This window comes from Variovorax sp. GW823-FHT04B03 (assembly GCF_058796495.1).
In genome coordinates this window covers 100,247-111,315 of record NZ_JBXAIT010000008.1, presented here as the reverse complement: position 1 = coordinate 111,315, position 11,069 = coordinate 100,247, and the positions used below count along the sequence as shown (strand labels likewise).

Below are 11,069 nucleotides of genomic sequence, written 5' to 3'. Positions count from 1 at the left end.
TGATCGGGGTTCTGGCGCTCAGCGCGCCGGAACCGGATCGGGCAGTTCGATCTTGATGTCCAGCACTTCGAGGTTGTCCTGGGTTTCCAGGTGCACCTTGATGTCGTCGGCGTTGATCGACACGTACTTGGAAATCACCGCCACCAGCTCGCGCTGGAGCTCGGGCAGGTAATCGGGGCGCTTCTTGCCGCTGAGGCTGGAGCGCTCGTGAGCGAGGATGATCTGCAGGCGCTCCTTGGCGACGCTCGCAGTCTTCTTCTTCTCACCAAGCAGGAACGAAAGAAACGACATGCCTACTTGCTCCCGAAAATCCGTTTGAAGAAGCCCGGCTTCTCGGCTTCGACGAAGCGCATCGGCTTGTCTTCGCCAAGGAAGCGCGCGACCACGTCGCTGTACGCCTGGGCCACGTCGGTGTCCTTGTCGTGGATGGCGGGCACGCCCTGGTTGGAGGCGTGCAGCACGCTTTCCGACTCGGGGATCACGCCGATCAGCTTGATGCGCAGGATGTCCTGGATGTCTTCCAGCGAAAGCATCTGGCCGCCGGCCACGCGGTTCGGGTTGTAGCGGGTGATCAGCAGGTGCTCCTTGATCGGCTCGCCGCCGTCCTTGGCGCGCTTGGTCTTGCTGCTGAGCATGCCCAGGATGCGGTCCGAGTCGCGCACCGAGGAGACTTCGGGGTTGGTGACGATCAGCGCCTCGTCGGCGAAGTGCATCGCCATCATGGCGCCGGTCTCGATGCCCGCGGGGGAGTCGCAGACGATGTAGTCGAAGTCCATGGCGGCCAGGTCGGTCAGCACCTTCTCCACGCCGTCCTGCGACAGGGCTTCCTTGTCGCGCGTCTGCGAGGCGGCCAGCACGAACAGGTTGTCGCACTGCTTGTCCTTGATGAGCGCCTGGCTCAGGTTGGCCTCGCCCTGGATCACGTTGATGAGGTCATACACCACACGGCGTTCGCAGCCCATGATCAGGTCGAGATTGCGCAGGCCCACGTCGAAGTCGATCACGGCCGTCTTCTTGCCGGCGAGCGCAAGGCCCGACGCGAAGCTGGCGCTCGTGGTCGTCTTGCCGACGCCGCCCTTGCCCGAGGTCACCACCACAATTTTGGCCATCGCCATTCCTTCTTGTTTCGATTCAGTTGTCGATTGATGCTCAGCGCTGCCGCGTTCCTGGTTTTTCATCAGGGAATCGCGTCGATCGCTATTTTTTTGCCGTCCAGGCGCACCTGGGCGGGCTTGCCCAGCACGGGCTCGGGCAGCGGCACTTCGTTCGTGCGGTAGATGCCCGCAATGGCCACCAGCTGCGCTTCCATGCAGGTCGAGAAGATCCGCGCCTCGGTGTTCCCGCGCGCGCCGGCAATGGCCTTGCCGCGCAGCGGCGCGTACACATGCACGTTGCCGTCGGCGATGACTTCGGCGCCGAAGCTCACGATGGCCGTCACCACCACGTCGCCGCCGCGCGCGTAGATCTGCTGGCCCGAGCGCAGCGGCTTGTCGATCAGCAGCGTGCCGTTGGCCGGCACCGGCAGCTCGCGCACGATCTGCGGGGCTTCCGACGGTGCGGGCGCCTCGGCGGGCGGGGCCGGCGGGCGGGGCGCGGGGGCCGCGGGCATGGCGGCCACCGACAGGCCGGCTTCACGTGCCGCGGCATGCTGCTCGGGGCTGCCGCCGCGCACGGCGATCGGCTGGGTCTGGTGGCGCGCCAGCAGGCTGCGCAGGGCGGCAAAGTCGATTTCGGGGGCGTCGGTGCCGCCCTCGGCCGCCTGTTCCTGCAGCAGCGAGAGGTCGATCACCACCGGCTCCTGCTCGAAGAAGTCGGGCGAGTCCGCCAACTGGGCGTCGAGCGCCTCGGCCAGCACGTCGAGGTCGGCTGTCTTGAGGATCACTGCGATCAGCGGCAGTGTGGCGCTCTTGAATTCGAAAACCGCCTTGGTACGAGCGGCGGAAACATCGGCCATTGGAAAACGTGTGTGAACGTCGGTGCGAAAAGCGTTGGAGTCTAACGGGCGCCGGCCAAAGCCCGGTGACCGGCGCCGCGTTCACTGACCCCGCACAACAGTTATTGCACGAGGTTTCACTTTGTCTGCGCTCAGGCGTTGCGCGAACGGCCCAGCAGGGCGTAGAGGATGATGGCGCCGAAAGTGGCGGTTCCGATGCCGCCGAGGGCGAAGTCGCCGAACTTCAGCGTGAAGTCGCCGGTGCCGATGATCAGCGTGATGGCGGCCACGATCAGGTTCTTGTTCTGCGAGAAATCGACCTTGTTGTCGACCCAGATCTTGGCGCCGGCAATGGCGATCAGGCCGAACACCACGATGCTCACGCCGCCCATCACCGGCAGTGGAATGGCCTGGATCAGCGCGCCGAACTTGGGGCTGAAGCCCAGGATGAGCGCAATGAAAGCCGCCACCACGAACACCGCCGTCGAGTAGATGCGCGTGGCCGCCATCACGCCGATGTTCTCGGCGTAGGTGGTCACGCCCGTGCCGCCGGCGGCACCGCTCACCACCGTGGCGATGCCGTCGCCGATGAAGGCGCGGCCCATGTACGGGTCGAGGTTGCGCCCGGTCATGGCCGTCACGGCCTTCAGGTGGCCGAGGTTTTCCGCCACCAGGATGATCGCCACGGGCGCAATCAGCAGCATCGCGTTGGCCGTGAACACCGGCGCCGTGAAGGTCGGCAGGCCGAACCAGGCCGCGTTGGCGATGCCGCTGAGGTCGACCGGCTTGCCCAGGCCCATGCCGTTGGTGAGCGCGGCGTACACCAGCGTGGCCAGGATCAGGCCGATGAGGATCAGCAGGCGCTGCACCATGCCGCGCGTGAACACCGCCACCAGGCCCACGCACAGGAAGGTCACGGCCTGCATCCACGAATCGAAGTTGCTGGCGGCCATGTTCTTGATGGGAATGCCCGCCAGGTTCAGCCCGATCACCGCCACCACCGCGCCCGTGACCACGGGCGGCATGAAGCGCTCGATCCAGCCCGTGCCCACGGCCTGCACGATGGCCCCGATCAGGATGTAGACCACCCCGCAGGCCACGATGCCGCCCAGCGCCACCGCGATGTTGGCGTTGGCCCCCTTGCCGGCGTAGCCGCTGGCCGCGATCACCACGCCGATGAAGGCGAAGCTCGAGCCCAGGTAGCTGGGCACCTTGCCGCCCGTCACGAGGTAGAAGATGAGCGTGCCGATGCCGCTCATCAGGATCGCGATGTTGGGGTTGAAGCCCATCAGGATCGGCGCCAGCACCGTGGCGCCGAACATGGCGATCACGTGCTGGATGCCCATCGCGCCGGTCTGCAGCCAGGGCAGCCGCTCGTCGGGCGCGATGACGGCGCCATTGGCCAGTGTGGACACCGGCTTTTCAGTCCAGTTGAACATGTGTTTTCTTCTCCTCGGTTGGTGTGTGTGGGGGGTCGACGCGCTCCCTGGGGCGAGATTGTGGTCGATCCACCCCCTGCTGAACACGGGTGCCACCCGCAAGAGGCGTACCAGCGGGAGAAGAAAAAAGAAGAAGCGCCCCGGGGGGCGCGCCCGCGCTCAGCGCGGCTGCAGCACCGCCATGGTGATGCGCGAGACGCAGGTCAGCTCGCCCGCCTCGTTGGTCAGGTCGATCTGCCAGACCTGCGTGGTGCGCCCGCGGTGCACCGGCCGCGCCGTGCCGATGACCCAGCCGCTGGTGGCCGAGCGGATGTGGTTGGCGTTGATGTCCAGGCCCACGGCGCGGTCGCCCTCGGGGGCCGAGTAGTGCGCGCCGCAGGAGCCCAGCGTCTCGGCCAGCACCACCGACACGCCGCCGTGCAGGATGCCGTAGGGCTGGCGGGTGCGCTCGTCCACCGGCACGCGGGCGCGGATGAAGTCGTCGCCCACCTCCAGGAATTCGATGCCCAGGGCGGCCACGGCCGTGCCCACGTGGTTGGCGGTCAGCGATTCGACCGAGATCTCTTTCTTCCAGATACGCATGCAGGGGTCTCCGATACAGGGGGTGCGAGGGCACTATAGCGACGACGGCTGACAACCGCAGTCGCCTTTGCGTGCTACCTTGGCCCGATGACCTTCCCTTCGGTGCGGCGGTGGCTCCTGGGCTCGGTGGCGGTGCTGCTGCTGGGCATCGGCGCGCTGGCGCTCGTGGTGGCCGCGCGCCTGCCCGACGACGAGGAGGTGGCGGCCCGCATCGCCGCCGGCTTCTCGCAGCGCTACGGCGTCGAGCTGACCGTGGGCGGCGCCCACTGGTCGCTGTGGCCGGTGCCCGTGCTGGCGCTGTCCGAGCTGGCGACCGACCAGCCCCAGCCCATCACCCTGCGCCGCGTGAGCGTGCGCCTCCACCTGTGGCCGCTGCTGCTGCGCCGCGAGGTGGCCATCGACGAGATCGCGCTCGAGAGCCTGGTGCTGCCGCGCGCCTCGGTGCGCGCCTTCCGGGACAAAGGCCCCGAGCCGCAGGAAAGCGAGCGCATCGTGCCGCTGCCCGCGCCCTGGACCCTGGCGCCCGTGCCGGTGGAGCGCGTGCGCTGGCGCGACGTGGTCTGGATCGACCGCCGCGACATCGCGCTGGCCTACGACGGCGAGGTGACGTTCGACGACAACTGGCGCCCTCGCAACCTGGGTCTGGAGCGCGCCGGCGCGGCATCGCCCGTGCGCCTGCGGCTGGACCGTGAGGGCACGGAAGACCGCTGGCGCACCCGCATCGACGCCGGGGGCGGCACGTGGAACGGAGAATCGCGGCTCGAGGTGCTGCCTGAAGGGCGGGGCTTGCGCGTGTCGGCCGAACTCGACCCGCGGCAGGTCGACATCGAGGCGCTGGTGCAGGCCTTCGGGCGCCGCTCGGCGGTGGCGGGCAAGGTCTCGGGCCACACCTCGCTGGTGGCCGAGGCCCGCGAGGTGGGCGCGCTGATCCGCGGCCTGCACACGCGCACCACCTTCTCGGTGCAGCCCGCCACGCTGACCCGGCTCGACCTGGCCAAGGCCGTGACCACCGCCGGCATCAGCCGCGGCGGCACCACGGCGCTGAACGAGCTCACCGGCACGCTCGACACCCAGGGCACCGAAGACGGCATCGTGATGCGCTACACGAACCTCAAGGCGCGCTCGGGCGTGCTCACCGCGAGCGGCAACCTGCGCCTCTTCAACCGCCAGATGTCGGGCGAGATGGCGGTGGACCTGGTCGATGGCGTGGTCGGCGTGCCGCTGAAGATCGGCGGCAGCGTGGCCGAGCCCGAGGTGTCGATGACCGGCGGTGCGCTGGCGGGGGCGGCCGTTGGCAGCGCGGTGCTGCCGGGGGTGGGCACGGCGATCGGGGCGCGTGTGGGGCAGCAGGTGGAGAAGCTGTTTGGTGGGGATGAGCCGGCGAAGAAGAAGCCTGCATCGAAGCGCTGACTGGCTGCCGGCGTGTTCAGGGCGTGTGCCCAGGCCACCGGGTACTTCCCTCCGCGAATGTCCCCCGGGGCTTCGCCCCTCCTCCTTGATTTTGCTGCGGGAAGCACCCAGTGTCCTGGGCACTTGGACGCGCTGCTGGTGTGCAACCGATCAGGAGAACGCCTTGATCACTGCCGGCACCGTCAGCACCGCCGTGTAGTAGCCCATGAATTGCACGCCCGTGTTGAAGCCGATGGCGCGCGACAGCAGGCCGCCGAGCAGGCCCATCGTCAGGATCACCAGGAGGCCGAGCAGCTGGCCTTCCCACACGCTGATCACCACGATCAAGCCGACGAAGGTCGCGATGATCGCCTCGTGGCTCACCTTGCGCGAGACGAACAGTGCCGCGCGGCGCGCGAAGTTCATCGTGAAGGGGTAGGCCACCAGCGCCGCGAGCACCACGGCCAGCATGCCGTAGCCCAGGAACTCCCAGTGGTTCAGCAGGTTGTGCAGGTTGTGCGTCTGGCCCGTGGCCGAATCGATGGTGAACACCGGCGGCGCATTGAACAGCGGCGCAGCGGGGCCGGCCGCCACCGGGCTCAGCGGCAGGCCGATGGCGATCAGCGGGATCAGCGCCTCGGCGATGTACGTGGCCTCGGTCACGCCGTTGCGCGCGGCCAGCGTGGTCGTGAGGCGGTGGTACGCATGCTTGATGCGCGAGCCGACCAGCTCGCCCAGCACCACCGTCATCGCGACCGGGCTGAACACGAAGGTGGCGCTGGAGATCGCGGCGGTCGCGAAGGTCCACTTCACCTGGCTGCGGTCGAGCACCTTGAACGGGTTCGGGAAGTAGCCCGACCAGCCCTTCACGTCGGGCGCGAGCGAGAAGGTGCGGACCTTGTCGCGCTTCATGCGCGCACGCGCCGCCGGCGAGATCACCGAGAACAGGTCGGCCACCAGCGGCCCGATGGCGATGCCCAGGAAGTAGCTGATGCTCAGCTTCACGCCGTACTTGCCCGTGAGCGCCTGCAGCGCCACGATCACCATCACGAAGGGCACCAGCGTGGCCACCGAGGCCCAGCGCCCGCTCGAGAAGTAGGCAATGGCCACGGCCGCCACCACGAAGATCCACGGCGCCGCCTTGGTGATGGCCGCGCCGTACGGCGCCAGCAGCACCGCGAACAGCACGGCCAGCGGCACCGCCAGGAAGGCCGCGATGATCGCGCCCGACACCATCTTGCGCAGCGCGATGTGCGGCACGCCCAGGTTGCGCAACACGTTGGCGTCCTGCAGCAGCGGCGTGGCCATGGTGTCGCCCGGAATGCCCAGCAGCGCGGTGGGCACCGCGTGCGTCATGTGCTTGGCCACGGCCGCCGCCAGGAAGAAGGTGAACACGCCTTCGGGCGGCACGCCCAGCAGCACCACCAGCAGGGTGAGCGGTGCGAGCGTGGTGGTTTCGTCGGTGCCCGAGACGAGGCCGATGGCCGCGAACACGATGGCGCCCACGAGGCCCATGCCGGTGGCGACGAGGATCTGGTTGAACAGGGCGGCGTCGATCACGAGGCGGCTCCTTCGGCGGCCTTGGCGGCCTGGGGCTTGTACGACGCGAACAGCTCGTAGATTTCGAGCTCCTTCATCTCGCGCACCACCACCGGCGGCAGGTCGTCCACCGAGCCCAGGTCGCCGTGCTCGGCGGCCAGCTCGGCCAGCACCTCCTCGCGCCAGCGCGGATCGGCGGCGGTGCCTTCGACCACTTCGCGCTTGGGCGTGAAGAGCTTCGCGCAGATCACGCCCGAGACCACGCAGCCGCCCAGGCCCGCGAGCATCGCGTAGGCACGCGCCAATTCGGGCGTGCTCACCACGCTCGCGAGCACGCGGCTCGCCACGAGGTAGCCCGTGAGGCTCACCGCGACGCCGATCGCGATCGACCACGCGAGGTGGCCCAGGTCGGCCGTGTCGCCCCATATCTCCACCAGCCGCCAGCGGGCGGGCGTTGCACTGTCTGCGTTCATTCGAGTTGTCTCCGTCTGTGGTTGTGTGACGGCCGCGTGCGCGACCGCCGCGGTGTCGGCCGCGGACCGTGGTGCGGGAGGCTCCCGCGTTGCTTACTTCTTGCGCAGCGCGTCGAGCAGCGCCACGGCGCGGTCGGTGCGCACGTCGTGCTCGGCCGCCATCTGTCTGGCGATGGCGTCGATCTCGTCGCCGGTGGCGCCCGCGACGAGCGCGATGTTGCGGGCGTGCAGTGCCATGTGGCCGCGCTGGATGCCTTCGGTGGCGAGCGCGCGCAACGCGCCGAGGTTCTGCGCGAGGCCGACGGCCACGGCGACTTCGCCGAGCTCCTGCGCCGACTTCACATCGAGGATCTTCAATGCGAGCCGCGCGAGCGGGTGCGTCTTCGTCGCGCCGCCCACGAGGCCCACCGGCATCGGCATCTCGATGGTGCCGACCAGCGCGCCGCCCGCGTCCTTCTCCCACGTGGTGAGCGAGGTGTAGCGCCCGCTGCGGCAGGCGTACGCATGCGCGCCGGCTTCCACCGCGCGCCAGTCGTTGCCGGTCGCGACGATCACCGGGTCGATGCCGTTCATGATCCCCTTGTTGTGCGTCGCCGCGCGGTACGGGTCGATGGCCGCGAAGGTGTAGGCATCGATCACGCCCTCGACCACCTCTTCGCCGCTGCGCTCGCGCGTGGCCAGAACGGCCGGTGCGAGCCGCACGCGCGCACGCGCCAGCCGCAGGTCGGCCAGGTTCGACAGGATGCGCAGGCGCACCGTGCCGCCGGTGAGCTTCTCGACCAGCGGCGACACCGCCTCGGCCATCGTGTTGACGGTGTTCGCGCCCATCGCGTCGCGCACGTCGACGATCAGGTGCATCACCACCATCGCGCCGCGCGGCGTGTCGCCGAACACATGCACCTCGATGTCGCGGCAGCCGCCGCCCAGGCCGATCAGCACCTTGTCGCGGCTGTTCGCCACGGCCAGGATCTCGTCGCGCGCACGCAGCAGCGCCAGCCGCGCACCGTACGGGTCGGTGATGCCGATCACCTGCACCTGCGCGCGCATCAGCGGGCCGGTGCTCGAGGCCTCGAAGCCGCCGCCTTCGCGCGCCAGCTTGGCCATGAACGAGGCGGCGGCGACCACCGAGGGTTCTTCCACCGCCATCGGCACGAGGTAGTCGCGCCCGTTCACGGTGAAGTTGCCGGCCACGCCCAGCGGCAGCTCGAAGGTGCCGATCACGTTCTCGACCATGCCGTTGGCGCGCTCCACGCCCAGTGCGCCGGGTTGCGCGAGCAGCGCCACCTCGTCGTCGGTGAGCGCGGCGGCCTGTGCGATGTGGGCCAGGCGTTGGGCGGGCGTGAGTGCGCGGAAATTGGGAATGCGGGAATCGGCGGCCATCGGTGCGTGTCTCTTCGGAAGGTGAATTCGGGAGCAGGCAATTTAGGCCGGCTGTACCGCCCGCGGAAGGCACAGTTTGGCGGGACAGTGCGGACAGTGGTGCGCCGCCACGCCTCGCTGTGTCACAGTCCAAGCCCATGACCATGACCACGATCGCCGATTCGCTCGCCGACACCCTCGCGCGCCAGATCGCGAGCGGCGCCTACAAGGCCGGCGACAAGCTGCCCTCGCTGCGCGAACTCGCACAGCTGCACGGCTACGCCAAGAACACCGTGGTGGCTGCCTTCGAGCTGCTGGTGTCGCGCGGCCTCGTCGAGCCGCGGCGCGGTTCGGGCTACTACGTGCTCGCGCAGGCCGCGGCCACGCCCAAGCCCGCCGAGGACGACGCGGGCAGCCTCGGCCGCGCGATGGACATCGTGTGGCTCATGCGCGAGCAGCTCAAGACCCAGCCCGATGCGGTGGCCGTGGGCGACGGCTTTCCGCCCGTCGAATGGCTGGCCGACGTGCGGCTGGACAAGTACCACCCGAAGGTCGTGCGCACGGGGCTCGGTGCGCTGTTCCGCTATGGCAGCCGCTTCGGCTACGCGCCATTGCGCGACCACCTCGTGCGCAAGCTGGCGGACTTCGGCATCGGCGCCGAGCCGCGGCAGATCGTGCTCACGCACGGCGCCAACGAGGCGATGGACATCGTCATCCGTTATTTCGTGCCGCCCGGCGGCAAGGTGCTGGTGGACGACCCGGGCTACTACCCGCTGTTCGGCAAGCTCAAGCTCGCGGGTGCGCAGATGCTGGCGGTGCCGCGCCTGGCCGACGGGCCCGACCTCGAGGTGCTGGAGCAGCTGCTCATCGCCGAACGGCCGCGCCTGTTCTTCACGCAGTCGCTCGCGCACAACCCCACGGGCTCCGACATCTCGCCGGCCAAGGCCTTTCGCGTGCTGCAGCTGGCGCAGAAGTACGACCTGCTGATCGTCGAGAACGATCCGCTGGCCGACTTCAAGCCCACGGCGCTGCCGCGCCTCTCGGCGCTCGACCAGTTGGAGCGCACGATCTACATCGGCAGTTTTTCCAAGTCGTTCTCGGCCGCGCTGCGCGTGGGCTTCATCGCCTGCGGGGCGGACCTGGCGAGCGACCTGGCCGACCTGAAGGCGCTGATCCACGTGAGCAGCTCGGAGTACAGCGAGCGCACGGTCGACGTCATCCTGAGCGAGGGCCACTACCAGCGGCACCTCAAGCGGCTGCAGCAGCGGCTGGGCGAGGCCACGCGCGACGCGCTGAAGCTGTTCGACGCCGTGGACGCCGAGGTCTTCGCGCGCAGCCCGCAGTCGCTCTACATCTGGGCCGCGCTGCCCGGCGTGGACGACTCGCTGGCCTTCGCGAAGGAACTGCTGCCGCGCAAGATCGTGATGGCGCCGGGGCGCATCTTCAGCGTCGATTCGACGCAGGTCTCGCGCTGGTCGCGCTTCAACGTCGGCGCCATGGCCGATCCGCGCTTTGCGAAGGCGCTGCGCACCGCGTTGCGGCGGCGCGCTTGAATCAGCCGGTGAAGGTGCCGTGCCGGCCCGCGCCGCCGGCAAAGCGCGCGGCCCCGGCTTCGCCTTCGGCCGCGACGATCGGCACGCCCTGCGCGCCTTCGCGGCGCAGCGCCTCGGCCAGCGGCAGGTCCCACTGTTCGAAGGCGGAGCGGCGGTCGGCCAGCATGCATTGCTGCGGAAAGGCGGCGATCTGCCGCGCCAGTTCCTGCGCGGCGGCGAGCGCACCGCCCGGCGGCGTGGTGCGGTTCACCAGGCCCATCGCCAGCGCCTCGGCCGCGCCGACGGGGCGGCCCGTGAGGATCAGGTCGAGCGCGCGCCCCATGCCCACGAGGCGTGGCAGCCGCACGGTGCCGCCGTCGATCAGCGGCACGCCCCAGCGGCGGCAGAACACGCCGAACACCGCGTCGTCGTCGGCCACGCGCAGGTCGGCCAGCAGCGCCAGCTCGAGCCCGCCCGCCACCGCGTAGCCGTTCACTGCCGCGATCAGCGGCTTGGACAGTGCCATGCGCGTCGGGCCCATCGGGCCGGTGCCGCCGCCATCGGGGTCGAGCTCGTTGCGGCGCGCCGGATCGCCCACGGCGCCCAGGTCGGCACCGGCGCAGAAGTGGCCGCCGGCGCCCGTCAGCACGGCCACGCGCAAGGCGTCGTCGGCCTCGAAGCGTTCGAAGGCCGCGCGCAACGCGGCGGCCACCACGCCGTCCACGGCGTTGCGTTTGTCGGGACGGTTCAGCGTGAGCGTGCAGACGGGGCCGTCCGCTTCGAAGGTCACGCAGGGTGGGGTGGACATGGGTGGCTTCTCCGG

At 69.5% G+C, this 11,069-nt stretch carries 11 protein-coding genes; 2 read left to right on the top strand and 9 right to left on the bottom strand.

What is annotated here, in order from left to right:
• Nucleotides 1-18 precede the first annotated feature (18 nt).
• The 5 genes from minE to AC1RAD_RS29505 all read right to left on the bottom strand — a co-directional run bounded on the left by minE (nucleotide 19) and on the right by AC1RAD_RS29505 (nucleotide 3,954).
• Complete coding sequence (gene minE, locus AC1RAD_RS29525) at nucleotides 19-291, bottom strand: cell division topological specificity factor MinE (protein WP_056574726.1); 273 nt, start codon at nucleotides 289-291, stop codon at nucleotides 19-21.
• Nucleotides 292-293: 2 nt separating this feature from the next.
• Nucleotides 294-1,109, bottom strand: coding sequence for a septum site-determining protein MinD (gene minD, locus AC1RAD_RS29520; protein ID WP_062481817.1), 816 nt, complete (start codon nucleotides 1,107-1,109; stop codon nucleotides 294-296).
• Between the two features lie 68 nt (nucleotides 1,110-1,177).
• Nucleotides 1,178-1,954 carry a septum site-determining protein MinC gene (gene minC, locus AC1RAD_RS29515; RefSeq protein ID WP_139704732.1) on the bottom strand — a complete coding sequence of 259 codons (777 nt, stop codon included), beginning with the start codon at nucleotides 1,952-1,954 and terminating at the stop codon, nucleotides 1,178-1,180.
• A gap of 131 nt (nucleotides 1,955-2,085) precedes the next feature.
• On the bottom strand, nucleotides 2,086-3,372 hold the full coding sequence (locus tag AC1RAD_RS29510) for a solute carrier family 23 protein (protein ID WP_070061419.1): 1,287 nt from the start codon (nucleotides 3,370-3,372) through the stop codon (nucleotides 2,086-2,088).
• 159 nt (nucleotides 3,373-3,531) lie between these two features.
• Nucleotides 3,532-3,954 (bottom strand): hotdog fold thioesterase, encoded by a 423-nt coding sequence (locus tag AC1RAD_RS29505; protein ID WP_095948453.1) that lies wholly within the window; start codon nucleotides 3,952-3,954, stop codon nucleotides 3,532-3,534.
• An 87-nt stretch (nucleotides 3,955-4,041) separates the two neighbouring features.
• Here AC1RAD_RS29505 and AC1RAD_RS29500 point away from each other — a divergent pair, with 87 nt between their 5' ends.
• The gene (locus AC1RAD_RS29500) at nucleotides 4,042-5,364 is read left to right on the top strand and encodes an AsmA family protein (RefSeq protein WP_492738674.1); all 1,323 of its coding nucleotides are present in this window, start codon (nucleotides 4,042-4,044) and stop codon (nucleotides 5,362-5,364) included.
• A 150-nt stretch (nucleotides 5,365-5,514) separates the two neighbouring features.
• Here AC1RAD_RS29500 and AC1RAD_RS29495 read toward each other — a convergent pair whose 3' ends face one another.
• The 3 genes from AC1RAD_RS29495 to AC1RAD_RS29485 form a co-directional block, all read right to left on the bottom strand.
• Nucleotides 5,515-6,858 (bottom strand): tripartite tricarboxylate transporter permease, encoded by a 1,344-nt coding sequence (locus tag AC1RAD_RS29495; RefSeq protein ID WP_492738828.1) that lies wholly within the window; start codon nucleotides 6,856-6,858, stop codon nucleotides 5,515-5,517.
• 41 nt (nucleotides 6,859-6,899) lie between these two features.
• Nucleotides 6,900-7,355, bottom strand: coding sequence for a hypothetical protein (locus tag AC1RAD_RS29490; protein WP_095743059.1), 456 nt, complete (start codon nucleotides 7,353-7,355; stop codon nucleotides 6,900-6,902).
• A 93-nt stretch (nucleotides 7,356-7,448) separates the two neighbouring features.
• The gene (locus AC1RAD_RS29485) at nucleotides 7,449-8,735 is read right to left on the bottom strand and encodes a hydroxymethylglutaryl-CoA reductase, degradative (RefSeq protein WP_492738672.1); all 1,287 of its coding nucleotides are present in this window, start codon (nucleotides 8,733-8,735) and stop codon (nucleotides 7,449-7,451) included.
• A gap of 143 nt (nucleotides 8,736-8,878) precedes the next feature.
• On the opposite strand from AC1RAD_RS29485, the gene AC1RAD_RS29480 reads away from it, so the two are divergent.
• Nucleotides 8,879-10,267 carry an aminotransferase-like domain-containing protein gene (locus AC1RAD_RS29480; RefSeq protein WP_492738670.1) on the top strand — a complete coding sequence of 463 codons (1,389 nt, stop codon included), beginning with the start codon at nucleotides 8,879-8,881 and terminating at the stop codon, nucleotides 10,265-10,267.
• Between the two features lies 1 nt (nucleotide 10,268).
• On the opposite strand, the gene AC1RAD_RS29475 is transcribed toward AC1RAD_RS29480, so the two are convergent.
• The gene (locus AC1RAD_RS29475; protein WP_492738668.1) at nucleotides 10,269-11,054 is read right to left on the bottom strand and encodes a crotonase/enoyl-CoA hydratase family protein; all 786 of its coding nucleotides are present in this window, start codon (nucleotides 11,052-11,054) and stop codon (nucleotides 10,269-10,271) included.
• Nucleotides 11,055-11,069 lie beyond the last annotated feature (15 nt).